At 74.7% G+C, this 25,239-nt stretch carries 20 protein-coding genes; 5 read left to right on the top strand and 15 right to left on the bottom strand.

The features are described from left to right. Positions 1–18 precede the first annotated feature (18 nt). The 5 genes from AB2U05_RS09335 to AB2U05_RS09315 form a co-directional block, all read right to left on the bottom strand. Positions 19–4,755 carry a DNA repair ATPase gene (locus AB2U05_RS09335; RefSeq protein ID WP_369182985.1) on the bottom strand — a complete coding sequence of 1,579 codons (4,737 nt, stop codon included), beginning with the start codon at positions 4,753–4,755 and terminating at the stop codon, positions 19–21. A gap of 33 nt (positions 4,756–4,788) precedes the next feature. After that, a complete protein-coding gene (locus tag AB2U05_RS09330; RefSeq protein WP_369182984.1) occupies positions 4,789–6,807 on the bottom strand; it encodes a flotillin family protein in 2,019 nt (672 codons plus the stop codon). Between the two features lie 112 nt (positions 6,808–6,919). After that, the gene (locus tag AB2U05_RS09325) at positions 6,920–7,666 is read right to left on the bottom strand and encodes an OB-fold-containig protein (protein WP_045692856.1); all 747 of its coding nucleotides are present in this window, start codon (positions 7,664–7,666) and stop codon (positions 6,920–6,922) included. Between the two features lie 259 nt (positions 7,667–7,925). Then, positions 7,926–9,041, bottom strand: coding sequence for a PucR family transcriptional regulator (locus tag AB2U05_RS09320; protein ID WP_369182983.1), 1,116 nt, complete (start codon positions 9,039–9,041; stop codon positions 7,926–7,928). 118 nt (positions 9,042–9,159) lie between these two features. Further along, the gene (locus AB2U05_RS09315; RefSeq protein ID WP_045692819.1) at positions 9,160–9,939 is read right to left on the bottom strand and encodes a GntR family transcriptional regulator; all 780 of its coding nucleotides are present in this window, start codon (positions 9,937–9,939) and stop codon (positions 9,160–9,162) included. A 196-nt stretch (positions 9,940–10,135) separates the two neighbouring features. On the opposite strand from AB2U05_RS09315, the gene AB2U05_RS09310 reads away from it, so the two are divergent. From AB2U05_RS09310 to AB2U05_RS09300, 3 genes are read left to right on the top strand one after another with little or no spacing between them, the layout of a single operon-like run. After that, the gene (locus AB2U05_RS09310; RefSeq protein WP_045692820.1) at positions 10,136–10,876 is read left to right on the top strand and encodes a tyrosine-protein phosphatase; all 741 of its coding nucleotides are present in this window, start codon (positions 10,136–10,138) and stop codon (positions 10,874–10,876) included. Between the two features lie 40 nt (positions 10,877–10,916). Continuing rightward, positions 10,917–11,492, top strand: a complete 576-nt coding sequence (locus AB2U05_RS09305) for a hypothetical protein (protein WP_369182982.1) — start codon at positions 10,917–10,919, stop codon at positions 11,490–11,492. 27 nt (positions 11,493–11,519) lie between these two features. Beyond that, positions 11,520–12,077 carry a hypothetical protein gene (locus AB2U05_RS09300; protein WP_369182981.1) on the top strand — a complete coding sequence of 186 codons (558 nt, stop codon included), beginning with the start codon at positions 11,520–11,522 and terminating at the stop codon, positions 12,075–12,077. A 28-nt stretch (positions 12,078–12,105) separates the two neighbouring features. Here AB2U05_RS09300 and AB2U05_RS09295 read toward each other — a convergent pair whose 3' ends face one another. Together AB2U05_RS09295 and AB2U05_RS09290 are read right to left on the bottom strand one after the other, a co-directional pair. After that, positions 12,106–12,951 carry an ABC transporter permease gene (locus AB2U05_RS09295; RefSeq protein ID WP_045709459.1) on the bottom strand — a complete coding sequence of 282 codons (846 nt, stop codon included), beginning with the start codon at positions 12,949–12,951 and terminating at the stop codon, positions 12,106–12,108. Continuing rightward, positions 12,948–13,859: an ABC transporter ATP-binding protein gene (locus AB2U05_RS09290; RefSeq protein WP_045692824.1), complete on the bottom strand. Its 912-nt coding sequence runs from the start codon at positions 13,857–13,859 to the stop codon at positions 12,948–12,950. Before AB2U05_RS09290 ends, AB2U05_RS09295 begins: the two co-directional genes overlap by 4 nt. Positions 13,860–13,993: 134 nt before the next feature. Here AB2U05_RS09290 and AB2U05_RS09285 point away from each other — a divergent pair, with 134 nt between their 5' ends. Both AB2U05_RS09285 and AB2U05_RS09280 read left to right on the top strand, forming a co-directional pair. Further along, complete coding sequence (locus AB2U05_RS09285; RefSeq protein WP_045692858.1) at positions 13,994–15,217, top strand: sensor histidine kinase; 1,224 nt, start codon at positions 13,994–13,996, stop codon at positions 15,215–15,217. Beyond that, a complete protein-coding gene (locus AB2U05_RS09280; RefSeq protein WP_045692825.1) occupies positions 15,214–15,897 on the top strand; it encodes a response regulator transcription factor in 684 nt (227 codons plus the stop codon). The genes AB2U05_RS09285 and AB2U05_RS09280 overlap by 4 nt, the downstream gene beginning before the upstream one ends. Positions 15,898–15,959: 62 nt before the next feature. On the opposite strand, the gene AB2U05_RS09275 is transcribed toward AB2U05_RS09280, so the two are convergent. The 8 genes from AB2U05_RS09275 to AB2U05_RS09240 all read right to left on the bottom strand — a co-directional run bounded on the left by AB2U05_RS09275 (position 15,960) and on the right by AB2U05_RS09240 (position 25,225). Then, positions 15,960–17,045 (bottom strand): hypothetical protein, encoded by a 1,086-nt coding sequence (locus AB2U05_RS09275; RefSeq protein ID WP_045709457.1) that lies wholly within the window; start codon positions 17,043–17,045, stop codon positions 15,960–15,962. Between the two features lie 357 nt (positions 17,046–17,402). Beyond that, positions 17,403–17,987: a hypothetical protein gene (locus AB2U05_RS09270; protein WP_045692826.1), complete on the bottom strand. Its 585-nt coding sequence runs from the start codon at positions 17,985–17,987 to the stop codon at positions 17,403–17,405. Positions 17,988–18,128: 141 nt separating this feature from the next. Further along, positions 18,129–19,148: an N-acetylglucosamine kinase gene (locus AB2U05_RS09265; protein ID WP_369182980.1), complete on the bottom strand. Its 1,020-nt coding sequence runs from the start codon at positions 19,146–19,148 to the stop codon at positions 18,129–18,131. Positions 19,149–19,288: 140 nt separating this feature from the next. Beyond that, positions 19,289–20,587, bottom strand: a complete 1,299-nt coding sequence (locus AB2U05_RS09260; RefSeq protein WP_045692828.1) for a 6-phospho-beta-glucosidase — start codon at positions 20,585–20,587, stop codon at positions 19,289–19,291. Further along, positions 20,587–21,489: a carbohydrate ABC transporter permease gene (locus tag AB2U05_RS09255; protein ID WP_045692829.1), complete on the bottom strand. Its 903-nt coding sequence runs from the start codon at positions 21,487–21,489 to the stop codon at positions 20,587–20,589. Before AB2U05_RS09255 ends, AB2U05_RS09260 begins: the two co-directional genes overlap by 1 nt. 21 nt (positions 21,490–21,510) lie before the next feature. Continuing rightward, positions 21,511–22,527, bottom strand: a complete 1,017-nt coding sequence (locus tag AB2U05_RS09250; RefSeq protein ID WP_045709455.1) for a carbohydrate ABC transporter permease — start codon at positions 22,525–22,527, stop codon at positions 21,511–21,513. A 23-nt stretch (positions 22,528–22,550) separates the two neighbouring features. Next, positions 22,551–23,906: an ABC transporter substrate-binding protein gene (locus tag AB2U05_RS09245; protein ID WP_369182979.1), complete on the bottom strand. Its 1,356-nt coding sequence runs from the start codon at positions 23,904–23,906 to the stop codon at positions 22,551–22,553. A 128-nt stretch (positions 23,907–24,034) separates the two neighbouring features. Continuing rightward, a complete protein-coding gene (locus AB2U05_RS09240; RefSeq protein ID WP_045692831.1) occupies positions 24,035–25,225 on the bottom strand; it encodes an ROK family transcriptional regulator in 1,191 nt (396 codons plus the stop codon). Between the last annotated feature and the right edge of the window lie 14 nt (positions 25,226–25,239).

Below are 25,239 nucleotides of genomic sequence, written 5' to 3'. Positions count from 1 at the left end.
CCTGAAGTGCCCTTGAGGTCAAGGGCGTTCGACCCGGTCCGGACGCCAGGCGCGCTTCAGCTCCGCCCACCGCCGCGCCTGCTCCGGCGTCAGGGTGCCCCGCAGCTCGGCCAGCTTGAGCAGCTGCGCCTCGGCGTCGGCGCCCAGCGGCTGGGCCTCGGCGCGGTAGTGCTCGGTGAGCAGGGCGTCGAGTTCGGGGCGGGTGAGGGCCGGGTCGAGGCGCTGGGCGAGTTTGGCCATGTTGCGGTAGGAGCCCTGGAGGAGGAACGGGGGCTCGGTGCGGGCGCGGTCGTCCTGCGCGGCCGAGGCGAGGTAGGCGCGGTTGACGGCCAGGACGGTGCCGCGCAGGTGCAGCAGGCCGGCCAGGACGGCGGTGGTGCGCTCGACCTCGGCTGCCGGCCAGGCGGCGCCGAGCTGCCCGCCGGGGGTGCCCGAGGCGCGTGCGAGCAGGGTGTCCAGGTCGGCCCGTTCGGCGGTGGCGAGCGCGGCCAGGTGGGGGTTGGCGGGCAGGGCGTTCTCGACGAAGCTGAGCGCGAACAGGTCCTCGCGCCCGGCGACGGCGTCGCCGAGGTTCCAGACGTCGGCGCGGTTGGCGAGCATGTCGGGCAGCCGGAACAGCCGGCCGGACTCGGTGTACGGGTTGGCGGCCATCACGACGGCGAAGCGCTTGCCGCGCAGGTCCCACGCGCGGGCCTCGCCGTCCCACACGCCGTCGATCCGGCGCTGGGCGTCGCACAGCGGGATGAAGCGTTGCAGGAACTCGGGCGAGGTGTGCTGGACGTCGTCGAGGTAGAGCAGCACGTTGTCGCCCGCGTGCAGGGCGAAGTTGAGCTTCTCCAGCTCGCGCCGGGAGGTGGCGTCGGGGGCCTCGGCCGGGTCGAGCGAGGTGACGCGGTGGCCGAGGGCGGGGCCGCTGACGGACACCAGCAGCAGGCCGAGCCGTTCGGCCAGGTACTCGACCAGGGTGGTCTTGCCGTAGCCGGGCGGGGAGACGAGCAGCAGCAGGCCGCTGCGGTCGACGGGCCCGCCGGCCTCGGCGGTGCCGAGCTGCTTGGCGAGGTTGTCGCCGACCAGCGGCAGGTACACCTGGTCGATGAGCCGGTTGCGGACGAAGCCGTTGAGCGGCGCCGGCCGGTACTGGTCGAGCCGCAGCCGGGCGTGCTCGGCGGCCAGCAGCTCGGTGCGCAGCCGCTGGTAGGCGCGGTGGCCGGGCACCTCCACCGCCTCGAACTCCCGTACCCGAGCCAGCAGTTCGTCCAGCCGCAGGTCCAACGCGCCGCCCCGGACCCGCGGGTGGTCGCCGAGCAGGCCGGTCAGCCGGGCGCCGACCGCGCCCTCGGCGGCGCGGCGCGGCAGCGCGGGGCAGAGCAGTGCGGCGGCGGCCTCGGCGAGGTCGCCGGGGTCGGCGTCGGTGGCGGCCGACTCCAGCCAGGCGGCGGCGAGTTGGCGCCGTACGGGCAGCAGCGAGGGCTCGTCCGGCAGCGCGGTGAGCGCCTCCGTCAGCCCGGCCGACTCGGGCGCGGCGCGGAACTTGTCGAGCAGCGCCGAGGCCCCCGCCGAGTACGCGAACACCGGCTCGGCGGCGGCGAGTTCGGCCACCAGGTACTGGCCGGCCCCCGCCGCACCCGGGACGAACTCCGCCACCGCGGCCCCGAGTTCGGCCGCCAGCTCGTCCAGCGCCGGGACGGCCGCCCCGAAGGCCCGCCGGGCGAGGGCCAGCGAGCGGGCCCGGGTGTGCCAGACCAGCCGCTGCCGCTCGTCCGCGCCGTGCGCCCAGTACAGCTGCGCGGCCGCCCGGGCCTCGGCCGGGTGCCGCAGCAGCCCGGCCCGGGCGTCGAGTCGCAGCAGCGCGCCGAGCAGCAGCGCCGCGTCGTGGTCGTGCACGCCGCGCTGGTAGCCCTCGTCGGGCCGCTGCTCGGCGGCCCGCCGCACGTGCTCCAGCAGGTCGAGGTCCGGCGGGAGCGCCCCCGGTTCGGCGGCCAGCAGCAGGCTCGCCGCCAGGTACTCGGCGCGGTACAGCGCGGGCGTCTCGGAGGGCAGCGGCCGCGCCCAGTAGCGTTCGGTGGCGGCGAAGGCCGGGTCGGTGACGGGGGAGCGGTAGTCGGTGCCGGTGAGGGTGAAGGCGGGGCGGCCGCGCCAGGGCAGCAGGGTGAGTTCGGGCCGCTGGGTGGTGACGGCGAACAGGTGGCGGCCGAGCCGCAGGGTGCCGGGGCCGTCGCCGGCGAGTTCGGCGCGGTCGCGCAGCGCGCGGCGGGCCCGGCCACGGGCGGCGCGCAGCCGTCCGGTCAGCTCCTCGGCCCGGACGCGGTCGCCGAGTTCGGTCAACCGGGCGGCCAGGTCGCGGAGTTTGACGGCGGTCGGGTCGGCGGCGAAGGCGGCGTCGATCTCGGCGGCGGTGCCGAGCGCGGCGAGCCGCCGGTGCAGGGTGTCGAGGATGCGGTCGGCGGAGGCGGCCAGCCGGTCGGCGCGGCGGGCGCGCTCCTCCAGCAGGTGCTGGCGGCGGGCGGTGAGCGCGTCGTGGATCTCGGCGCGCCGGTCGGCGAGCTGCTCGCCGAGGGCCGGGTCGGCGTCGGCGAAGCGGGTCTCCAGCTGTTCGATCCGCAGCAGCAGCCGGCCGAGCTGGTCGTCGCAGGCCTCGGGGGTGTCGGCGGCGGCGAGCGCGGCGGTGACGGCCTGGGCGAGCAGGGCCGTCTCGGCGGCGAACTCGGCGGCGGCCTCCCGGGTGCGCAGGTCGCGGCGACGGACGGTGAGCGCGGCGCGGGCCCGGTTGAGCAGGCCGAGGACGTCGGCGAGCCGGTCGAGGACGGCGGTGCGGGTGGTGGCGTCGGCCAGGTCGAGGGTGCCGACCAGTTCGGAGACGGTCTGCAGGGCCTCGCTCTGCTCGCCCAGGCGCTCGAACAGCGGCGCGGCCTCGGCGGCGGTGGCGATCGCGGCGCAGGCCTCGGCGAGGTCGCCGGCCCGGCGGCGGTGCGGTGCGAAGGCGGTCGGCTCGGCGAGCCGGTCGACGGCCCGCCCGGCGGCCTCGGCCAGGCCCTCGGCGAGGTGCGCGGCGAGCGCGTCCACCCGGTCGACGCGGACGCGCGGCAGCTCGCGCAGCGCCTCCACCCGGCCCTGGGCGCGGCGCAGCCCGGCCAGCCGGTCGACCCACTCGGCGGCGTCGGCCAGGGTCTCGCCGCGCGCGGTGCGCAGCAGGCCCTCGACGTGCTCGGCGGCCTCCGCGACCTGGCCGGCGGCGTGCGCGGTGAGCTGGGCGATCGCCTCGTACTCGGCGATGACCCGGCGGGCGGTGTCGTGGATCTCGGCGAGCGGCGCGGCGAGGTCGCCGAGGCCGTCCTGGCCGAGCCAGTGGTGCCGGTCGGCGGTGCGGGTGCAGGCGGCGAGGACGGCCCGGTGGCCGGCCGGGGTGTCGGCGCCGGCGGCGGCGAGCCGGGCGAGGGCGAGGCAGTCGGCGAGGCCGCGGACCAGGTCGGCGTTGCCGATCCGGGCCAGCGGGCCGTGGCCGGGCGGCTGTTCGGCGGCGTGCCGCTCGCTGGTGAACGGGGTCCGCCACAGCTGGACGGGGTGCATCCGGGCGGGCCCGTCCTCGGCGGGGCGCAGCGCGATCAGGGTGCCGTCGTCGAGCAGCGCGTAGCCCTGGCAGGCGAGCGGGGCGGCGGCCTCCTGGCGGACGGAGTTGTACGGCTGGAGCAGGGCGCGGCCGTCGACGGGGGAGCGGAACTCGTACAGCACGTCCTCGCCGTTGGGCGAGACGACGGTGCGCTCGTACGCGAGGCCGTCCACCGGCTGGTCGAAGGTGCGCACGGTGCCGTCCGCGAGGTGGCAGCCGCCGGGGAAGGCGACGCCCTGGTCGGCGGGCAGCCGCAGGCAGGCCTGGCCGAGCGCGTCGATCCGGGTGACGGTGCCGGTGGGCAGGTGGACGACCAGGTGCCGGACGGTCTCCTCCTGGTACGGGCGCACCCGTACGAGCAGCAGGGTGCCCAGGCGGGCGTGGGCGATCCGGGCGTCGGCGAGGGTCTGCAGCGCCTCGGCCAGCGGCTCGTGGTGCAGTGCGCGGCCGTCCGGGGCGGTGAGGGTGAGCCGGCCGCCGTCGACGCCGAGGTGGAGCTCCCCGGCGAGGTCGGCGCGCGGCGGGGTGCCGGGGGCGGCGGGCAGCTGGTCGTCGCGGGTGAGCGGCGTCCAGTCGAGCTGCTGCCCGTCCGCCGGGGTGTGGTCGCGCTCGCCGCGGCCGTCGTGGTAGCTCGGCCGCCCCTCGTCGGGGGCGAGCCAGCGCAGGACGCGGACGTCGGCGGCGGCCGGGCCGGTGCGGAAGACGGCGAGCAGCCGGCCGGCGGTCGGGCGCAGCCGGTCCAGCCGGGCGTCGCGGAAGTAGCGGCGCAGGTCGGCGAGGTCCTGGCGCAGCCGGGGGTCGTCGAGCAGGGTGCCCGCGGCGGGCGCGGGGGAGAGGTCGGGGTGGTGGACGGTGAGGGCCGCGGTGAAGTCCTCGTCGTCGCCGCCGGGTTCGACGGGCCGGGTGCCGAGCAGGAGCAGCCCGCCGGCGGCGGTGAGGTCCTGCGGCAGGCAGGCCCGGGCGGTGGTGAGCCGTCCGGTGCCGGCCAGCCGCAGCTCCCCGCCGCCGAACTCGGCGACCCGGCGGGCGTTCAACGCCGTGGCCCGGTCGGCGAGTTCGGCGGCGGCCCGGGCGAGCCGGTCGCGCAGGACCTCGTAGGTGCCGGCGTCGAGCCGGGTGTCGGAGGCGGAGGCGGCGGTGGCGTCCACGGTCAGTTCCTCAGGTGTGCGGTGCGGGGGTGACTACTTGCTGCCGTTGGCCGTCGCGAGCGCCCCGATCGGCGTCTCGGCGATGCCCAACTTCTTCGCGGAGTCCAGCAGTTGGCGCAGCTGGCCGGCCTGCTCGCCGCCGCCCGCGCCGATCAGCCTCAGCAGCAGCGCGGAGACGGTGAGGTTCTGCACGTCGGCCGTGGAGACCGAGGACAGCACCCGGGTCAGGTCCTCGGTGAAGCTGGCGCTGCCGTCCAGCCAGGGCCCGGCGAGGGTCTGCGCGGTCTGCGAGTGGCCGACGAAGGCGTCCACGGCCTTGCCCGCCGACACCGACTGCACCAGCTTGTCGAAGAAGACCGAGTCCCCGCCGACGATGTCGATCTTGGCCTTCTCCAGGCCGGCCGCGACCAGCGCCGCCTGCGCCTCGGCGATCTGCCGCTGCGCGTCCAGCCCGGCCAGCCGGACGTCCTTCTCGGCGGCCAGCCGCAGCCGGTACTCCTCGTGCCCGCGCGAGGCCTCGTCCAGCTTGGCCATCGCCGCGGCCTTCTCGGTCAGGCCCTCGGCCTCCGCCTTCAGCTTGGCGCCGACCTCCAGCGCGGCGGCCTTGGCCTTCTCGGTCTGCACGACGGCCTCGGCGCGGCCCACCTTCTCGACCGCGGCCGCCTCCTGCTCCCGCACCTGCACCCGGGCCAGGCCCTCGGCGGCGGCCTCCGCCCGGACGCCCTCGGCCAGCTTGACCTTGGCGGCCGCGTCCAGCTCGGCGGCCTGCTGCCGGGCCTCGGCCAGCACCAGCGCCTCGCGGGCCTTGTGGGAGGCGGCCTGCTCGGCGGCCTCGGCGGCCTTGATGTCCTTGACCAGCTTCTCCTGCGCCTCCGCCTCGGCCTGGATGACGACCGCCTTGCGGACCCGCTCGGCCTCCTCGGTGGCGCGCAGCGTCTTGACGGCCTCCTCCTGCTCGGCGACGGTGCGCTCCACCGCGACCCGCTCGCGGACCACGTCGGCGACCTCCCGGCGGCGGGACTCGACCTCCTTCTGCTTGGCCATGACGGCCAGTTCGGTCTCCCGCTCGCGGCCGACGACCTCCAGCAGGCGGTCCTTCTCGATCCGCTCGTTCTCCACCGCGATCACCCGCTCGCGGTTCTTCTGCGCCACCGCGACCTCGCGGGCCTGGTTCTCCCGCTGCACCCCGAGCAGCTCCTCGGTGCGCAGGAAGGCGGTCTGCGCGTTCAGCCGCTCCTCCTCCTGCACCCGGGCGATCACCGCGTCCTCCTTGGCCCGCAGGGTCTCGATCTCGCGGCGCTGGCGGATCTCGGCGTCCGCCTGGCGGCGCTCGAGCTCCAGGACGGTCTCCCGGGCGTCGACGTTCTGCCGGGTGATCTCCTTCTCCTCGGTGCGCTGGTACTCGTTGGTGCGCACGTGCTCGATCGCGGTCAGCTCGGTGATCTTGCGGATGCCCTGGGCGTCGAGGATGTTGTCGGAGTCCAGCTGGCTCATCGGGGTCTGTTCCAGGTGGTCGATCGCCGCGTCCTCCAGGGTGTACCCGTTGAGGTCGGTGCCGATGACGGCGATGATCTGGTCCCGGAACTCGTGCCGGTGGGTGTACAGGTCGGTGAAGTCCAGCTGCTTGCCGACCGTCTTCAGCGCCTCGGCGAACTTCGCCGCGAAGAACTCCTGGATCGCCTGCGGGTCGCTGGCCCGGGCGGTGCCGATCGACTGCGCCACCTTGACGACGTCCTCGACGGTCTTGTTCACCCGGACGAAGAACGAGATCCGGATGTCGGCCCGGATGTTGTCCCGGCAGATCAGGCCGTCCCGGCCGGCCCGGTGGATCTCCACCGTCTTCGCGGTGATGTCCATCAGCTCGGCCTTGTGGATGATCGGCAGGACGATCGCGCCGGTGAAGGTGACGTCCACCTTCTTCGTGCGGGAGACGATCAGTGCCTTGCCCTGCTCGACCTTCTGGAACAGGCGGCCCACGAGGAGCAGCACGGCGAGCAGGATGAGCAGCACGACGGCGACGAGTACGCCGAAACCCACGGCGATGGTGTCCATCACGGAGTCCTTTGACGAGAAGTGGTGCGAAGTGGGAAATCAGAAGCGGGAAATCAGAAGTGGGAAAACGGAAGTGGGAAAAGAGAAGCGGGAAAAGAGAGGCGGCGGACCGTCAGGCGCCCGGCGGTGACGGGTCGAAGGCCGCGACCAGGAACACCTCGGCGTCGGCGTCGTAGTCGAAGACCAGGGCCGTCCGCCCGGCCGTCAGCCCGGGGTCGTCCTCGACCGTGCGGACCTGGACGGTCGCGGTGGAGCCGTCCTCGGCGGTGACCTCGGCCTGACCGAAGTCGGCGGTCACCCGGCCGGTGCGGATCACGCAGACCCGGCCGACGAAGTCCCCCCGGGTCACCGGGCGGTCCTGCGGGAACAGCCGCGACAGCGGCCGGACGATCACCCGGGTGCCGGCCCAGGCGGCCACCAGCGCGACGGCGAACACGCCGCCGCGCGCCGGGGCCCCCGTGGTGAGGACGGTGCCGGCCAGGCTGACGAACCAGGCGATCGCGACCAGCAGCGACACCGCCACCGTCAGCGGAACCCCGCCCAGCCCCAGCCGGTCCAGCACACCCCCGTGGTGGTGGGAGGAGTCGGGCCCGCCGTGCGCCACGCCCCCGCCATGGTGCCCCCCGGCACCATGACCGGCCGCACCGTGCCCCCCGGCACCGTGCCCGGCATGACCCACCTGACCCACGTGCCCGCCGTGCCCGACGCCCACGTGGTGCCCGACGCCGTGCCCCCCGTGCAGGGCGTCGAACCCGAGACCGCCGAGCAGCATCAACAGCCAGTACCCGACGACCACCACCAGCGCGAAACTGAACAGCGCGGTCGGAAAGGCCAGCGCGGCCGTGACGAATCCCCCCACCCCGGCCACGCTCCCCCGTCTTTCCGTCCGACACCGCACCTCGGCGCCTCGGAGATCGTGACAGCGCGGGGGGCGTCCGCACATTGCCAGGATCCGGCAATCTTTACGCCCCTTTGACACCCTGGTGCGCGCGCTCCCGGTGACAGTGGAACAACTCCGCAACAGCCGGGCGACGGGACCGCTCCAGCGGGGTTGGCGGGCGGCGCCGGCGGACAGGGGAGGCGGGATCGGCCCGTTGCCGGATCCGCGCACGTACCTCCTAGAGCGGCTGCTCCGGCCAGTTCAGCAGCCGCGCCCCCATCGCCGCCGTCTCCAGCGTGAAGCGCTGCAACGCGTCCGAAGGGTCGTACCCCGTCAGCGACTTGATCCGCTCCAGCCGGTAGCTCAGGGTGCGCACGCTCAGCCCCAGCCGGCGCGCCGCCTCCGCGTTCACGTACGCCGCCTCCGCCTGCACCGCGATCGTGTCCAGCAGCGGACGGGCGCCGCCGCGCGCCTCCGTCAGCGGGCCCAGCACGCTGCGCACCAGGTCCGCCATCGCCGCCCGGTCCCGCATCAGCACCGGGAACACCAGCAGCTCCTCGGCCTTCAACTGCCGGGCCGCCAGGCCCAGGCGCTGCGCGTAGTCCAGCGCGTCCAGCGCCTCCTCGTAGCTGCGCAGCACCCCGCTCGCGCCCGAGTGCCGCCGCCCGGTCGCCACCCGCAGCACCGGGCGGTAGCCGGCGCCCGGGCGCAGCGTCAGGTCCGCGAACGCCTCCAGCACGGCCCGCTCGGAGTCCGGGGCGATGCACACCAGCCGGCCGTCCTTGCTCGCCAGCAGGACGTCCCGCTCGCCGAACCGGCCCACCAGCTCCCGCTCCACCCGGTGCACCAGCGGGTGGACGTCCGCGAACGGCTCCTCGCCGACCGCCACCGCCACCGCGTACGCCCCCGCCAGCCGCAGCCCGAACCGCTCCGCGCGCTCCGCCAGCAGGCCCAGGTCGCCGCGCCCGTACAGCAGGTCGTCGATGAACTCCCGCCGCGCCGCCTCCTCCTGGCGCACGGCCATCCGCTGCGCCCGCTCGTGCCCCTCGCCCAGCGCCGCCAGCGCGGCGTCGGTCGCGGCGAGCACCGCGTCGCCGGTGCGGCGCAGCTCGGCCACGCTGAGCGCCGACGCCGAGCCGGGCAGTGTCTGCCAGGCCCGCCGGGCCGCCGCCAGGCAGTGCGCGACCACCTCGCGCAGGCCGTAGCCGGCCTCGGCGCAGTGCTCGCCGAGCGCGCGCAGGCCCTCCAGCTCGTCGCGGCGCAGCAGCCGCCCGGTGCGGGAGGCGTCGGCGAGAAGGACGAGGTAGGCCTCGGTCAGCTCGGTCGGTACGTCGTGCTCGATCCCCTCGGTCACCGTGTCCCGACCCCCGTGCGACTGCTGTTCACGTCCTGCTGCCCATGTTCGAGCGGATGATCTCGGCGGTGAACGCTATCAGCGCCGCCGCGCGTGCGGACCGGCCGCAGGCGCGGCCTCACGACTCCCGGAAGCGCAGCACGAAGCGGGCGCGGCTGCCGTCGATCCGCCGCCGCACGTACAGCGCCGGGGTGCCGTCCGGGGTGCAGCTGACGCCCTCGCGCACCAGCAGCGCCGTGCCCGGCGGCACGCCCAGCAGTTCGGCGTCCGCGAGGTCCGCGCCCACCGCGCCGAACGCCCGCCAGTCGTACTCCAGCTCCACGCCGGTCGCCCGGGCCAGCGCCGGCACCAGGTTCCCCGGGTGGCCGGGGCGCACCAGCTCGGCGGGCAGCGGCCGGTACGGCACCCAGTAGCTGCAGGCCGCCTGCGGCCGGCCCGCGTGCCGGATCACCGAGTCCACCCGGGACAGCTCGGCCGTCGTGCGGCCCAGCTGCCGGGCCGCCTCCGCGTCCTCCGCCGACCCCGTCACCGGCGGGGCGCCCACCACGAACTCGCCGTCCTCGCCGTGCCCGCCGCTCGCTCCGCCCGCCGCGTCCGGCAGCGCGGCGTGCACGCTGCCCAGGTCGACCCGCTGGCTGCGCGGGTCCACCGCGATCGAGATCCGGACGGCCGGCGGGCGGACGAAGGTTCCCACGCCCCGGCGGATCTCCACCACGGCCGCGCGCTCCAGCTCCGCCACCGCCTGCCGCACGGTCAACCGGTTCACGCCGAACTCGGCGCTCAGCTCGGGCTCGCTCGGCAGCCGGGCGCCCGCCGGGTAGGCGCCGGCGTCGATCCGCTCCTGCAGCTGCAGGGCGAGACGGCGGTACAGCGGGGTGCTCGGGGGGTTCGTGGCCACGGCCCGATCCTACGAAGCGGCGGCTCCGGGCGAAGGCCACCGGCCGTTCCGCTCGACGCGGCGGCCCGGCGGGAGTGGGATGGAGGGGTGTCCCCGCCGGGCGCGGCTTGCCCGGCACCCCCGCGACGGGTTACACATCTAGACGTCTAGATGTGTCGTGCCTGTCCGGGGCGCGGCCCCACCGAAAGGCCCCGCGATGTCCCTGGTCAACTTCCGCGACCCCGCCGTCCTCAGCGACCCCGAGGGCCGCCGGATACGCGCCGGCGTGCTGTACCGCTCCGCACAGCCCTTCCCCGCCGCCGACGCGGCCGTCGTCGACCAGCTGCGCTCCTGCGACATCCGCACCATCGTCGACCTGCGCGACACCCGCGAGACCGACCCCGCCGACTGGGCCGCCGCCGTCGAGGCGGGCATCGCCGTCGTCGCCGCCCCCGTCGACCCGGCCACCGACCTCCTCGCCGCCCGGCTCGGCACCATGACCACCGCCGCCGACCTCGGCGACTGGTACGTGCTGCTCGCCGAATCCGCCCCCCGGGCCGTCGCCGCCGCCGTCGAAGCCGCCGCCCGCCCCGGCGCCGTCCTGCTGCACTGCGCCGCCGGCAAGGACCGCACCGGCCTCGTCACCGCGCTGCTCCTCGACCTGCTCGGCGTCCCCGCCGACCGCATCGTCGCCGACTACGCCCGCACCGCCGAGGCCCTCCCGCAGATCTTCGCCGGCCTGGCCGAACGCCACCGCACCGCCCTCAACGACCGCGTCCAGAGCGGGCAACTCACCATCCCCGCACCGCTGTTGGAGGCCCCGGCCGAGGCCATGGCGGTCTTCCTCGACCGCGTCCGCACCCACCACGGCGGCGCCGCCGCCTTCCTGCCCGCCTGCGGCGTCGCCGCGGCCACCCTCGGCGCCTTCCGCGACAAGGCGGCACCGCTGCCCGCCTGACCCGAGGGGTCGTCGGTGGGCCCGCCTACCCTGGGGCGCCATGGGCAACTCCACCTTCTGGGTCCTGATGCCGATGCCCGCCGCCGGCGTCGAGCGCTTCGCGCCGCGGCTGCGCCCGCCGGTGGCGGAGCACGCGGCGGATCCGCGCACGCGGGAGTGGTGGCGGCGCTGGGCGGCCGATCCGAACGGCGAGCAGGCGTTCCACGCGTTCCACGAGCGGGCCTTCGACGGCCCGCTGGACGAGCACGTCGACGTGGTCTACGAGGCCTGGGAGCTCGGGCAGGCGACCGGGCCGTACGTCCACCTCGCCGCCCGCAAGGGCTCACCGATGGCCGGCCTGGCGTACGCCATCGGCCCGGAGCGCTTCGCCCGACTGCCGGGCTGGTTCGGCGACTTCCTGCTGACGCCCGAGCAGGCGCGGGCGGCGCTGCCCGCCGTCGAGGCGGCGTTCGACCTGGACGGGGCCGCCCGGGCGACGGCCGTCGAGCGGCTGGTCGAGGCCCTGCCCGAGTGCTGGGACGGCCCGGAGCGGATCCTCGACGAGGTCCTCCCGGTCTGGCGCGCCGCCGTCGAGGCCGGCCACGGCCTCTTCGGCACCCAGGTCACCCCGACCTGACGGGCGCCCCGCGTACCCTGGCGGCCCATGAGCTACTACGCCACGTGGTTCCTGGTCCTCGCCCCCGCCGGCGCCGTCGAGCGGCACGGGCCCGCCCTGCGGGCACAGTTGGCCGAGCACGCGGCGGCCCCCGGCACCCGCGCGCTGTGGCGGCGCTGGGAGCGCGAGGAACTGGGCTTCGACGAACTGGAGGCGCTGGCCTCCGGCCCCTTCGGGCTGGACGTCGAGGCGATGTACGCGGTCTGGGAGGACTGCGCAGGCCTGCGCCCGTACGGCGCCGTGTCCGCCCGCAACCGCTTCCCGATGCTGGGCCTGGCGCACGCGCTCGGCCCGGAGCGGATCCGGGAGCTCCCGGGCTGGTTCGGGGACCTGGTGCTGAGCCCGGACGAGGTGCGCGCGACACTGCCCGCCGTCGAGGCGCTGTTCGCGCTGGACGGCGCCGCACGGGTGGAGGCCGAGCGGCGGGCCGAGCAGGCGCTGCGGTCGGCGGACCCGGTGGGCGACCTGTTCGACACGGCCGTCCCGATCTGGCGTGCGGCCGCCGAGGGCGGCCACGGCCTGATCGGCGCGCAGATCGTGCCGTGAGGCGGTCGGTGACTCACGGCACGGGGCTTCACGCGTCCCGGCGCCGCACCACGAGCACCGTCGCCGCCACCGAGACCGCCGCCCACGCCCCCATGGTGATCCACGAGTCCAGCACGCTCGGCGCCCACTCCGAGAGCGTGGTGTTGGAGTCGGGGTTGTAGGTGAGCCGGTCGACCGGGGCCAGCGGCAGGTGGCTGCCGATCTCGTGCAGCCACCGGTAGCGGTCCCCGCCGAACATCAGCGGCGCGATGAACATCAGCACCACCAGGGACACGATCGAGGCGGTGGCGTGCCGCAGCAGCGCGCCCAGCGCCATGCCGACCAGCGCGCAGACCGGCACGATCAACGCGTAGCCGAGGACGGCCCGCTGGCTGACCGGGTTGGTGATGGAGAGCCCGACGTGCCGGGAGGCGAGCATCGCGTTGCAGGAGAAGAAGGACACCGTCGAGACCACCACCCCGGCCAGCGTGGTGATCCCGCCGATGAGCAGCACCTTGGCGCCGATCACCCCGCGCCGGTCGGGCACGGCGGCGAAGGTGGTGCGGATCAGGCCGGTGGTGTACTCGCCGAACACGGTGATCGCACCCAGCGAGCCGGCCGCGATCGCCATCAGGTCGCAGGAGATGCTGCCGAGGCTGTGCCACATCGCGTCGTACCGGTACGGCGGCATGCCGGGCATCCGGTGCGGCGGGTGGTCGATGTACGTCAGGTCGGCGTGGACGGCGTTGAGGTTGACGCCGATCGCCACCAGCGAGGCGAGCGCCAGCACCCAGTAGGTGGAGCGCAGCGAGCGGAGCTTGATCCACTCGGCGGCGAGCAGGTCGGTGAACCGGGGCGCCGGCTCGGCGGTGGTGCGAACGCTCAGGGTGCTCATCGGGCGTCTCCGGCCAGGTACTCGACACTGTCTGCGGTCAGGGACATGAACGCCGCCTCCAGCGACGACGTCCGGGTGGCGAGTTCGTGCAGCACCAGGCCGTGCCGCAGCGCGAGTTCGCCGATCCGGTCGGCCGGCAGGCCGGTGACGATCCCGAACTGCTCATCGGTCACGTCGACTTCGGCTCCCTCGCCGCGCAGCACCCCGGCCAGCGCGGCCAGTTCGGGCGTCCGCACGGCCACCGACGTTTCGGCGTTGCGCGCCGAGAACTCCGCCAGGCTCTCGTCGGCGATCAGCCGGCCGCGCCCGATCACCACCAGCCGGTCGGCGGTGTGCTCCATCTCCGCCATCATGTGGCTGGAGACGAAGACCGTCCGCCCCTCGTCGGCGAGCCGCCGGAACAGCCCGCGCACCCACAGCACGCCCTCCGGGTCGAGCCCGTTCAGCGGCTCGTCGAAGAGCAGCACCGGCGGGTCGCCGAGCAGGGCGCCGGCGATGCCGAGCCGCTGCTTCATGCCCAGCGAGTAGCCGCCGATCCGCCGCCCCGCGGCCTTGCCGAGGCCGACCTCCGCCAGCACCTCGTCGACCCGCCCGAGCGGGATGCGGTTGCTGCGGGCCAGCGCCGCGAGGTGGGCCCGGGCGCTGCGGCCGCCGTGCACGTCCCCGGCGTCGAGCAGGGCGCCGACGTGCCGCAGGCCGCGCGGCCGCCCGGCGAACGGCACGCCGTCGACGGTGGCCCGGCCCGCGGTGGGGGAGTCGAGGCCCAGGATCATCCGCAGCGTGGTGGACTTGCCCGCGCCGTTGGGGCCGAGGAAGCCGGTGACGGCGCCGGGCCGGACGGTGAAGCTCAGCCGGTCGACGGCCGTGGTGGCGCCGTACCGCTTGGTCAGTCGTTCGATCTCGATCACGGTGACGACTCTGCCGAGGACGGGCCCCGGACGGCATCGGGCCGCGGGCCACAACCGCCCGCCGCCGGCTTCGCCCCGGGGATTACGCCCCCGGGCCGATGTTCCGCCGGGCGGTCCGCGGCTACCATCGCGTCATGATCATCGAGCCCCGCCCGCCGTTGCTCCGGCGCCTGCCGCCCGGCGTGTGGGTGGCGGCGTTCTGGACCGCCATCGTCGTGTTCCGGCTGTTCACCCGCGAGGACGAGCTGCGCCACCTCTTCGACTACCAGGGCAATCCCGAGGACCTGCCGATGGTGGTCACGGCGGTGAACACCACCCTGGTCGCGACCCTGCTGGTCCGGCTGCCGCTGGCCGCCGTCGCGACGGCGCTGCTGTGCTGCCTGTACGCGCTCGGGATGTGGCGGGTCCAGGAGGCCGCGCCGCTGCAGTTCCTGATCGCCGTCACCGTGGTCGGCTACTGCGCGGCCACCCGCTCCCGGGCGGTCTCGCTGACCGCCGTCGGCCTGCCGCTCGGCACCATCGCCGCGATCACGCTCTGGGGCGCGGTGCGCGGCCACCTCGTGAACCCGCTCGCCTACCTCGGCTGGGCCGCGCTCGTCCTGATCGCCTGGCTGGTCGGCAACACCGTCCACCAGAGCCGCGCGCACACCGCGGCGCTGCGCAGCCGCGTCACCGACCAGGCCGTCACCGCCGAACGGCTGCGGATCGCCCGCGAGTTGCACGACATGGTGGCCCACAACATCGGCATCATCGCGATCCAGGCCGGGATGGGCCGCCGGGTGATGGACACCCAGCCCGCCGAGACCCGCAACGCGCTGGACGCCATCGAGACCACCAGCCGGGAGACGCTGGCCGGGCTGCGCCGGATGCTCGGCGCGCTGCGGGAGGCCGACGACGAGCCGGCGCCGCGCGAAGTCGCTCCGGGCCTGGGGGAGTTGGACCGCCTGGTGGAGAGGACCGCGGGCGCCGGCGTGCGGGTCGCGGTGACCCGGCGCGGCGAGGCCCGCGCCCTGCCGCCCGAGGTGGACCTCGCCGCGTACCGGATCGTCCAGGAGGCGGTCACCAACGTGGTCAAGCACTCGGGCACCCGGGACTGCCACGTCACCGTCGAGTACCGCCCCGGCGGCCTCGCGCTCGGCATCGTCGACCTCGGCACCGCGCAGGGGTCGGGCGACGGCACCGGCTACGGCCTGGCCGGCATGCGCGAGCGGGTCGCCCTGCTGCACGGCGAGTTCAGCGCCGGGCCGCGCCCCGAGGGCGGCTTCCGGGTCGCCGCCACCCTGCCGCTGCCCGAAACGGGCCCCGAAACGGGCCCCGAACCGCTCCCTCGACGAACCGCCCTGGAGGTGGCGCCGTGATCCGCGTCGTCCTGGTCGACGACCAGCCGCTCATCCGCACCGGCCTGCGCGTGCTGATGGCCGACACCCCGGACCTGCAGGTGGTCGGCGAGGCCGGCGACGGCGCCGAGGCCGTCGAACTCGTCGCCCGGCTGCGCCCGGACGTCGCCGTGATGGACATCCGGATGCCCGGCACGGACGGCATCGAGGCCACCCGCCGGATCACCGCCGCCCCCGACCTGCCCACCCACGTCCTCGTCCTCACCACCTTCGACGACGACGAGTACGTGTACGGCGCGCTGCGGGCCGGCGCCAGCGGCTTCCTGGTCAAGGACCTCGAGCTGGAGACCATCCTGGACGGCGTCCGGGTCGTCGCCGCCGGGGACGCCCTGATCGCCCCGGCCGTCACCCGGCGCCTGATCGGCGAGTTCGCCGCCCGCCCGGAGCCCGCGGCCGCGCCGTCCGCCGCGCCGGCCACCGCGGCGTCCCGCCGCCGGATCGCCGAGAGCGTCACCGAGCGCGAACGCGAGGTGCTGGTCCTGGTCGGGCGCGGCCTCTCGAACGCCGAGATCGCCGCCGAACTCACCATCAGCGTCGCCACCGCGAAGGCCCACGTGGCCCGCCTGTTCAGCAAGCTCGACGCCCGCGACCGGGTCCACCTGGTCATCCAGGCCTACGAGTCCGGCCTCGTCACCCCGTAGGGCGGCGCCGGGGCGGGCCCGCACAACCCGCCCCGGCGCCGCGCCTCACCGCGGCCCGGCCGTCAGGGGACGACCGGGTGCGAGATCTCGCACCCGGAGGCGTCGTTCGCCCAGGTGCCCTGCATGGCGAACGAACCGGTCGCGAGGTTCACGTTCTGCGCGCCGCCGACCCCGCCGGTGCCCTTCCAGGCGCACTTGTCGGCGTTCTCGTAGCCGGTCGAGTCGGTCCAGCCGCCCGCCGGGTTCTGGTCGGTGACGGTCTCCGAGTACTCGTGCCCGTAGACGATGGTCACCCCGTCCAGGGTGCCCGCGCTGCCGCTGTTGACGTAGTTCTGGCCGCAGGAGCTGCCCATGTCCGTCACGTACGGGTCGTTGGTGAACGCCACGTCGCCGTACGGGCTCGACGCGGCGCCGCCGGTCAGCGTGGTGTCGCCGTTCCAGTCGTGCCAGGCGCAGAAGTTGCCGGTGCTGGTGTTGAAGCCGTCCGGGTGGGTGCCGGTCGGCGAGAGCACCACGTACTGCACGTTGCGGTTCGCGGCCGCGGTGGTGTTGCCGAAGTGCCCGGCCGCCTTGACCGCCTCGGCGGCCAGCTGGTTGCCGGTGGCCTGGCCGGGCGCGGCCGCCGAGGTGTCCACCCAGACGCCGGCCAGCGCGCCGCCGCTCGGGTAGCCGACGTGCGCGGCCGTGGACGGGCAGCTGGTGGCGCCCTTGGCGACGCCCTCGCAGTACTGGGTCATGACGCCGGACCAGGTCTCGCCGTTGGTGCCGAGACCCTTGAACAGCTGCTGCGCCCGGACGGCCTCGCCCATCGGGTCGCCGCTGAGTGTGGTGTAGCCGGAGGCGTCGGTGCCCTGGGTGCCCCACTGGCTGCCCCAGAAGACCAGGTAGACCTTGGGCGCGCCGGTGGTGACGCCGATCCCGTCGACACCGCCGCCGTAGTGCAGGTTGGAGGTCCGGGCGTTGGAGGAGGCGCTCGCCTCCCGGGTGGGCTGGACGCCGTGCCGGTAGGGGTGGCTGGGCCCGGCGGTCTCGCGCGCCGGCTGGTCGGCCTGCGCGGCGGGCGCCGCCGCGAAGCCCGCGGCAGCCACGGCCAGCGCGCTGAGTCCGGTCAGGGCCCGCAGGTGGGTGCGGCGGAACGTGGGGGACATGCCCATCGTGAGGGTTCCTCTCTCCTGCCGAGCGCGCACCGGTGGGCCGCGACGGCAGCACGGGGGACGAAGGGTGGGCGGCGACGAGCGGCCGGACGGCCGTTGACACGCGTCAACTGCCGTGTGGGGATGGGGGGACCGGCTCTGCGTCGTCGACCGCCGGAAGCAAAGCAGAGCCGTCGGAACCGGGTCAACGAGGACGCCGGTAAAGGAATCCCGCCTCAACGTAGCGAACGCCAAAAGCCCGCAGGCCACGCCCCGTCGATGCGCGTAGCGCAGCCGATTGCCAACAGTTGCGGGGAGGTTCTACACCGTATGGACGTCCCGCGGGCCCGTGCGGGCGGGCGTCAGAAGGTCCTACGGCTGGTCGAGTTCGGCGATCTGCATGATGCGGCCGTGGGAGTCGAGGACCACGTCGTAGGCCTCGCCGCGGCAGGCGTAGGGGGCGGCGGGGACGAGGTCGGCGAGGCAGGTGTCGAGGTGGTCGACGAGTTCGGCGAGCCGCACGGGGCGCGGCGGCGCGCCGGGGGTGCGGTCGAGCAGGGTGGCGGCGACGCCGGCGGCGGCGAAGCCGTAGTGGACGGGGGCGCCGGCGGGCTCGTAGCGCTCCTCGTCGCAGGCGTAGCGGGCGGGCTGGGCGGTGAGTTCGGCGGTGTCGGCGGTGACCACGACCAGCACCTGGTGGCCCGGGTGCCGGACCGGCGCGGTGCAGCTCGCGGCCGGCGCCGGGGCCGGGGCCTCCGGTTCGGCGGGCTCGTCGAGCTGCTCCTCGTCCATGAGGTCGAAGTCGTCGTCCAGTACGTCCTCGCCGAGGTCGTCCGCGGAGGCCGCGGCCGAGGCGGCGGCCACCGTGGGCCGGGAGTCCGCGGGCGTGCAGGCGGTGAGCACCGCGGCGGCGGAGCCGATCAGGGCGGCGGCGAGGAGGGTACGGGGCACGGCCATGGCACCAGTCTCCCCGGTGATCGCGACCGTCGGCTCACCGGGTGCACGAGCGGGGCCCGCCGCGCGGTTCCCGTCCCCGCCCGGCGTGCGGACCGGGCGGGGGCGGGAGTTGGGGGCAGGGCCCGATCCGGGAGGCGGGCCTCAGACCGACACCGGCCGCTGCGTTTCGTACGCCGCCCGGACGGCGGCCTGCGCCGCGGCCCCGGCGCCCAGGTGGTCGAGGCCGAGCAACGCGGCGCCCAGCACCGGCGGGGCGACGACCACCCGGGGCTCGGCGAGCGGCGCGGCCGCGGCGAGCCGCGCGGTCAGGTTGTCGAGCAGCAGCGGCTGCCGGGAGGCGAGCACGCCGCCGCCGAGCACGACCGGCGTGGGGGAGCCGAGCAGGTCGAGCCGGTCGAGCGCGACGACGGCGAGCCGGACGATCTCGTCGGCCTGCCGGTCGATCAGCTCCCGCGCGGTGGCGTCGCCCTCGACCGCGACGGCGAACAGCACCCGGACGATCTCGTGCAGCCGCTCCTCGGCCAGGTGCCCGAGGTGGACGGCCTCGGCGACGGCGCCGGCGCTGGGCAGGCCGAAGTGCTCGGCGATGGCGGCGGCCAGCGCGGTCGGCCCGCCCCGGCCGTCCTCGGCGCGCACGGCGTGCCACATGCTGGCGATGGCGAGGCCGCCGCCGCCGCCCCAGTCGCCGGTGAGTTCGCCGAGCGCGGGGAAGCGGGCGGTGCGCCCGTCCGGCAGCAGGCCGGCGCAGTTGATCCCGGCGCCGCAGACCACGGCGACGCCGCGCGGGCCGTCGGTACCGGCCCGGAGCAGGCCGAAGGTGTCGTTGACGACGGTGTTGCTGACGCCCCAGGGGTGCGATTCGAGGGCGCGGCGCAGCGCCTCCTCCTCGACGGGCAGGTCGGCGTTGGCGAGGCAGGCGCTGACGTGGCTGGTCAGCACGCCGTTCCAGGAGGGCAGGCCGGCCGCGGCGGCGGCCTGCTCGACGAGCGGGGCGAGCCCGGCGACGGCGGCCGCGCCGCCGATCCGGTGGGGGGCGAAGCCGCCGCCACGGGCCGTGCCGTGGACGGTGCCGTCGGCGCCGATGAGGGCGACGTCGGTCTTGGAGTTGCCCGCGTCGATGGCGAGGACGCCGGGCAGGGTGGGTTCGGGCTGGTGGGTCATCAGGTCCCCGGACTCGTACGTGGCCCGGCCGCGATCCCCGGCCGGGGTGCCCGGCCGGTTGGGCGGCCGGGGGTGGGCGGTCTCCTCGCCGCCCGGCCCGTGCTCTCCTCGGGAGGCGCGGGCCGGGGCGCACGGCCGGCTCAGGCCCAGGCGAGGTGGTCGCGGTTGTGCGCGAGCAGCCGGTCGGTGAGCCGGTCGGCGAGTTCGAGCTGGCCGACCAGCGGGTGGGCGAGCAGGGCGTCGAAGACCCGGTCGCGGCCGCCGTGCAGGGCGGCGTCGAGGGCGAGGTGCTCGTAGGCGGTGACGGCGCAGACCAGTCCGGCGAACAGCGGCTCCAGCGGCCGCTGTGGCAGCGGGCGCACGCCGGAGGCGTCCACCGCCGCCGGGACCTCGATCACGGCGTCGTCCGGCAGGAAGGGCAGCACGCCGTCGTTGCGGGTGTTGACGACCTGTACGGACGTGCCGCCGGCGGTGCCGAGCAGCGCGGCGATGAGCTGCACCGCGGCCTCCGAGTAGAAGGCGCCGCCGCGCTTGCCGAGCAGGTCCGGCTTGGTGTCGAGGGTCGGGTCGGCGTACAGCTCCAGCAGCTGCCGCTCGATCTCGGCGACCTGGGCGGCCCGCGAGCCCTGCTCCTTCAACTCCTCGACGACGGCGTCGTGCTGGTAGAAGTACCGCAGGTAGTAGGAGGGCACCGCGCCGAGCCGGCGCACGAAGTCCTGCGGCAGGTGCAGGTCGTCGGCGATCTCCTTGCCGAAGCCGTGCAGCAGCTCCGGCAGCACCTCCCGGCCCCCGGCCGCGCCGGGCGCGTCGAGCAGGGTGACCCCGCGCTCCCAGGTCAGGTGGTTGAGCCCGACGTGGTCCAGCCGGACCAGCTCCGGGGCGACGCCCAGGTGCGCCGCGAACTTGCGCTGGAAGCCGATCGCGACGTTGCACAGGCCGACGGCCTTGTGCCCGGCGGTCTGCAGGGCGCGGGTGACGATGCCGACCGGGTTGGTGAAGTCGACGATCCAGGCGTCCGGGTTGGTGCGGCGGACCTGCTCGGCGATGTCCAGCACCACCGGGACGGTCCGCAGCGCCTTGGCGAGCCCGCCGGCGCCGGTGGTCTCCTGGCCGACGCAGCCGCACTCCAGCGGCCAGGTCTCGTCCCGGTCGCGGGCGGCCTGCCCGCCGACGCGCAGCTGCAGCAGCACGGCGTCGGCGTCCGCGACGCCCGCCGCCAGGTCGGTGGTCGTGGTGACCGTCGCGGCGTGCCCCTGCTTGGCGAAGATCCGCCGGGCGAGGCCGCCGATCAGCTCCAGCCGCTCGGCGGCCGGGTCGACCAGCACCAGCTCGCCGATCGGCAGGGTGTCGCGCAGCCGCGCGAAGCCGTCGACCAGTTCCGGCGTGTACGTCGAACCGCCGCCGACGACGGCCAGCTTGAGCGAGGAAGCAGCGGACATCAGCCCTTGACCCCTGTCAGTGTCACGCCTTCGATGAAGGCCTTCTGAGCGAAGAAGAAGAGGACGATCACCGGCGCCATCACCAGCAGGGTGGCGGCCATGGTGAGGTTCCAGTTGGTGTGGTGGGCGGCCTTGAACGACTCCAGGCCGTAACTGAGCGTCCAGGCGCCGTGGTTGCTGCTGGCGTAGATCTGCGGGCCGAAGTAGTCGTTCCAGCAGTAGAAGAACTGGAACAGCGCGACGGCCGCGATGGCCGGCTTGGCCATCGGCAGGACCACCCGCAGCAGGGTGCGCAGGTCGCCGCAGCCGTCGATCCGGGCGGCCTCGATGTACTCCTTGGGGATGGTCAGCAGGAACTGCCGCAGCAGGAAGATCGAGAAGGCGTCGCCGAAGGCCATCGGGATGATCAGCGGCCACAGCGAGCCGCTCAGGCCCATCTGCTTGGCCCAGAACAGGTACATCGGGATGACGGTGACCTGCGGCGGCAGCATCATCATCGCGATGACCGCCATCAGCGCCAGGTTGCGGCCGCGGAAGCGGAACTTGGCGAGCGCGTAGGCGACGGGCAGGCTGGAGACGACGGTCAGCAGCGTGCCGAGGCCGGCGTACAGCAGGGTGTTGCGCCACCAGGTGAGGAAGCCGGGGGTGTCCCACACCTTGGCGTAGTTGCCCCAGTTCCAGGAGGTGGGCCAGTAGTCGGTGGTGAGCGCCTGCTGGTCGTTCATCACCGAGGTGAGGAAGACGAAGACGAAGGGCAGCAGGAAGAACAGCGCGGCGGCGACGGCCAGCGCGTGCACGGCCACCCAGTTGAGCAGGGCGCGGCGCCGGGCGGTGCGGGCGGCGGGCCCGCCGGCCCCGCGGGTACGGGCGGGCGCCTGGCCGAGCGTGGTGTCGAGAGTCATGTCGGAGTCCTCATCCGTCCGCTAGTCGTCGCTCGCCATGAAGCCGGACCGGCGGCGGAGCAGGAGCGAGGTGACGGCCATCGAGATGGCGAACAGCACCAGGGCGACGACGCAGGCCGCGCCGTAGTTGAAGCGCTGGAAGCCGAGGTTGTAGACCATCTGCGGCAGGGTCCAGGTGGAGCCGGACGGGTAGCCCGGCTCGAAGGACTGGCCGGAGTTGCCGGCGATGCCGCTGGCGACCTTCCCGGCGACGATCGCCTGGGTGTAGTACTGCATGGTCTGGATGACCCCGGTGACCACCGCGAACATGATGATCGGCGAGATGTTCGGCAGCGTGACGTACCGGAACCGCTGGAAGGGCCCGGCGCCGTCGAGTTCGGCCGCCTCGTACTGCTCCTTGGGGACGTCCAGCAGCGAGGCCATGAAGATGACCATCAGGTCGCCGACGCCCCACATGGCGAGCAGGGTGAGCGCGGGCTTGGACCAGCTCGGGTCGGAGAACCAGCCGGGCTGCGGCAGCCCCAGCTCGCCGAGCAGGTGGTTGAGCGGGCCGGTGCCGGGGTTGAGCAGGAAGGCGAAGGCCACGGTCGCGGCCACCGGCGGCGCCAGGTACGGCAGGTAGAACGCGGTGCGGAAGAAGCCGGCGCCGGTCTTGACCTTGGTGATCAGCAGCCCGATGCCGAGGCCGAAGGCGACCCGCAGGCTCACCATGACGACGACCAGCCACAGGGTGTTGCGCAGGCCCTGCCAGAAGGTCGGCAGCTGGTTGAAGACGTAGTCCCAGTTCTTCAGGCCGTTGAAGCTGGGCGCTCCGAAGCCGTTGTAGCTGGTGAAGGAGAAGTAGGCGGTGGAGACCAGCGGGTAGACGAAGAAGACGCCGAAGCCGATCAGCCAGGGGGAGAGGAAGGCCAGGGTGCGGGCCGCCTCCCGGCGGCGCTTGCGGCGCAGCAGGTGCTGCGGGCCGGGCGCCGCCGGGTCGGTCGGTCCGGCGCTGCCTTCGGGGGCGCTGCCCTTGCGGGTTCCGAACGCGAGTGACATGGGAGTTCCGTGGACCGGGGCCGTTACTTGGCCTGGGCGATGTCGGTGTCGATCTGCTTGGCGGTGGCGGCCAGGCCGGCCGCCAGGTCGCTCTGCTTGCCCGACTCGTAGTCGTAGCCGAGGTTCTGCAGCGTGGTGATGTAGCCGCTGCCGTTGACGGCCGGCGGGGTGGTGCCGGAGTGCGCGTTCTTGGCGATGTCGATGAAGGTCTTGAAGTTCGGATCGGTCGCCAGCTTCGGCGAGTTGAGCGCGTCGACGGTGCTCGGCACGTTGTGGATGGCGTTGGCGAAGTTGACGACCGCGTCGGTGTCGGTGGTCAGGTACTTCACGAACTCCCAGGACGCGGCCTGCTTCTTGCTGGTGCTGGCGATGCCGACGATGGTGCCGGTCTGGTAGCCGCGGCCCCAGGTGTCGGCCTGGTCGTCCGGGACGGGGAACGGCGCGGTGGCCCAGTCGAAGTCGGGCTTGTTCTCGGCGAGCGCGGCGGTGCGCCACTCGCCGTCGATGGCCATCGCGACCTGGCCGGTGTGGAAGGGGTTCTTGGCGCTGAACTCCTCGCCGAAGGTGGAGCGGAACTTCTCCAGCTTGGCGTAGCCGCCGAGCTGGTCGACCAGGCCCTTCTGCCAGTTCAGCATGGCGGCGACCTTGGGGTCGGAGGCGAGGTTCGACTTTCCGTCCTCGCCGAAGTAGGTGGCGCCGTACTGGCCGAGGAAGTGCTCGGTGGTGGACTCGTAGCCGTGGTAGAGCGGCATGAAGCCGAGCTGCTTGTAGCCGTCGCCGTCCGCGACGGTCAGCAGCTTGGCGTCCGCGGCGAACTCGCTGAAGGTCTTCGGCGGGTTGGCGATGCCGGCCGCGGCGAAGGCCTTCTTGTTGTAGTAGAGGCCGTACGCGTCGCCGAGCAGCGGCAGCGAGCACTGGTTGCCCTTGAACTGCGTGTAGTTGAGCATCGCGGCCGGGAAGGTCTTCGCCGGGTCGATGCCGGACTTCTGCAGCTGGGGCTTGAGGTCGATGAAGGCCTTGGTCGAGCAGAACATGCCGACGTTGTTGGTGCTGAAGGAGGAGACCACGTCGGGAGCGTCGTCGCCGCCGGCCCGCAGGGCCTGGTTGACCTTGTCGTCCGCGACGTTGCTGACGGCCTTGACGTGGATGTTGGGGTGGGTCTTCTCGAAGGCGGCGACGGAGTCGTTGATCGCCTTCACCTCGTTGTCCTGGCTCCAGCCGTGCCAGAAGGTGATGGTGACGTCCTTGCCGGCGGCCGAGTCGTCGTTGCCGCCGGCGTCGTTCGAGCCGGTGCAGGCGGTGGAGAGCAGGGCCAGGACGGCGGAGCCGGCGAGGGCGGCGATGGTGCGGCGGCCTCTGCGGGAGGTGGTGGCGAGCACTTCGAGGTCCTCCTGGGGGTGCGCGGGCAGGCGTCGTTGCCGGGCGCCCGCGTTCGGGGGCGGGGGAGAGGTGGTGAGCGGTGCGGAGCAGGAGCGGGAGCGTCGGTGGGTGGCGTCGGCGGGTGGCGTCAGTGGGTGGAGAAGACCGCCTCGCGCGCGTCGGCCAGGGCGCGCTGCAGCGCGCCGAGCAGGACGGGCGAACCGGGCAGGGCACTGCTGCGGACCTCCGGCCGGGCGAGGCAGATCCGGGCCAGCTCGTCCTCGACGAGCGCGCGCAGGCGTTCGCCGCCCGCGCTCGGCACCGCGCCGGAGAGGACCACCAGCCGGGGGTCGACCACGGCGACGATCACGGCCAGCCCGACGGCGAGCCGCCCGGCCAGCTCGGTCAGGAAGGTGTCGCCGGCGCCCGGGGTGGCCAGGGCCTTGGCGATCGACTCCTCCGCGCTGGGCGCGCCGAGGCCGTGCTCGCGGGCCAGGGCGCGGACGGCGGGTGCGCCGACCTGCGCCTGGAAACCGCCGAACTTGCGCCGGCGGGCGTCCCATTCGACCGGCGAGTCGGGCACCGGCATGTAGCCGACCTCCCCGGCGCCGCCGGTGAAGCCGCGGTGCAGCCGCCCGGCGATCACGATCGCGGCGCCGACGCCCGCCTCGGCCCAGAGCAGGACGAAGTCCTCGAAGCCGGCCGCCGCGCCGGAGGCCTGCTCGGCGACGGCGGCCAGGTTCACGTCGTTCTCGATCGACACCGGCGCGCCGATCGCCGCCGTCAGCTCCTCGACCAGCCGGGGCGAGTGCCAGCCGGGCAGGTGGGAGGCGTAGCGCAGCTTGCCGGTGACCGGGTCGGGCGCACCGCCGATGCCGATCGCGACGGTGCGCAGGCTGCCCTCGGGCAGGCCGGCGGCCCGGACGGCCTCGGCGGTGGCTGCCGCGACGGCGGCGACGGTCTCGGCGGCCGGGACGCCCTTGGTCGACACGGTGTGCTCGGCCAGCGTGCCGCCGGTGATGTCCGCGACGGCGACCCGGATCCCGGCCGGCGTGACGTCCAGCCCGGCGACGTACCCGGCGGCCGGATTCACCTGGTACAGCTGCGCGTTGGGGCCGGGCCCGCCCGCCGTGGTGCCGACCGGCAGGACCAGCCCGGCCGCCTCCAGGCGGGCCAGCAGCTGGGAGGCGGTGGGCTTGGACAGCCCGGTGAGGGTGCCGATCTGAGTGCGGGAGAGCGGACCGTTCGCCAGCAGCAGTTCGAGCGCGGCGCGGTCGTTGATGGCGCGCAGCAGGCTCGGGGTGCCGGCGAGGGGGGCTTTGGCAGTGCTCTTGATCATGCCCGGCATCCTCC

The sequence above is a fragment of the Streptomyces sp. Y1 genome (assembly GCF_041053115.1).
GTDB lineage: Bacteria > Actinomycetota > Actinomycetes > Streptomycetales > Streptomycetaceae > Kitasatospora > Kitasatospora rubellomurina.
Note: the sequence above shows the minus strand (reverse complement) of the source record. Positions and strands in the feature narration are given on the sequence as shown.

What these genes read in the sequence shown, in the direction of transcription:
- AB2U05_RS09250 (WP_045709455.1), bottom strand. Translation starts at nt 22,527, where the DNA reads ATGTCACTCGCGTTCGGAACCCGCAAGGGCAGCGCCCCCGAAGGCAGC.
- AB2U05_RS09285 (WP_045692858.1), top strand. Translation starts at nt 13,994, where the DNA reads ATGATCATCGAGCCCCGCCCGCCGTTGCTCCGGCGCCTGCCGCCCGGC.
- AB2U05_RS09330 (WP_369182984.1), bottom strand. Translation starts at nt 6,807, where the DNA reads ATGGACACCATCGCCGTGGGTTTCGGCGTACTCGTCGCCGTCGTGCTG.
- AB2U05_RS09255 (WP_045692829.1), bottom strand. Translation starts at nt 21,489, where the DNA reads ATGACTCTCGACACCACGCTCGGCCAGGCGCCCGCCCGTACCCGCGGG.
- AB2U05_RS09300 (WP_369182981.1), top strand. Translation starts at nt 11,520, where the DNA reads ATGAGCTACTACGCCACGTGGTTCCTGGTCCTCGCCCCCGCCGGCGCC.
- AB2U05_RS09270 (WP_045692826.1), bottom strand. Translation starts at nt 17,987, where the DNA reads ATGGCCGTGCCCCGTACCCTCCTCGCCGCCGCCCTGATCGGCTCCGCC.
- AB2U05_RS09295 (WP_045709459.1), bottom strand. Translation starts at nt 12,951, where the DNA reads ATGAGCACCCTGAGCGTTCGCACCACCGCCGAGCCGGCGCCCCGGTTC.
- AB2U05_RS09260 (WP_045692828.1), bottom strand. Translation starts at nt 20,587, where the DNA reads ATGTCCGCTGCTTCCTCGCTCAAGCTGGCCGTCGTCGGCGGCGGTTCG.
- AB2U05_RS09240 (WP_045692831.1), bottom strand. Translation starts at nt 25,225, where the DNA reads ATGATCAAGAGCACTGCCAAAGCCCCCCTCGCCGGCACCCCGAGCCTG.
- AB2U05_RS09310 (WP_045692820.1), top strand. Translation starts at nt 10,136, where the DNA reads ATGTCCCTGGTCAACTTCCGCGACCCCGCCGTCCTCAGCGACCCCGAG.
- AB2U05_RS09265 (WP_369182980.1), bottom strand. Translation starts at nt 19,148, where the DNA reads ATGACCCACCAGCCCGAACCCACCCTGCCCGGCGTCCTCGCCATCGAC.
- AB2U05_RS09305 (WP_369182982.1), top strand. Translation starts at nt 10,917, where the DNA reads ATGGGCAACTCCACCTTCTGGGTCCTGATGCCGATGCCCGCCGCCGGC.
- AB2U05_RS09275 (WP_045709457.1), bottom strand. Translation starts at nt 17,045, where the DNA reads ATGTCCCCCACGTTCCGCCGCACCCACCTGCGGGCCCTGACCGGACTC.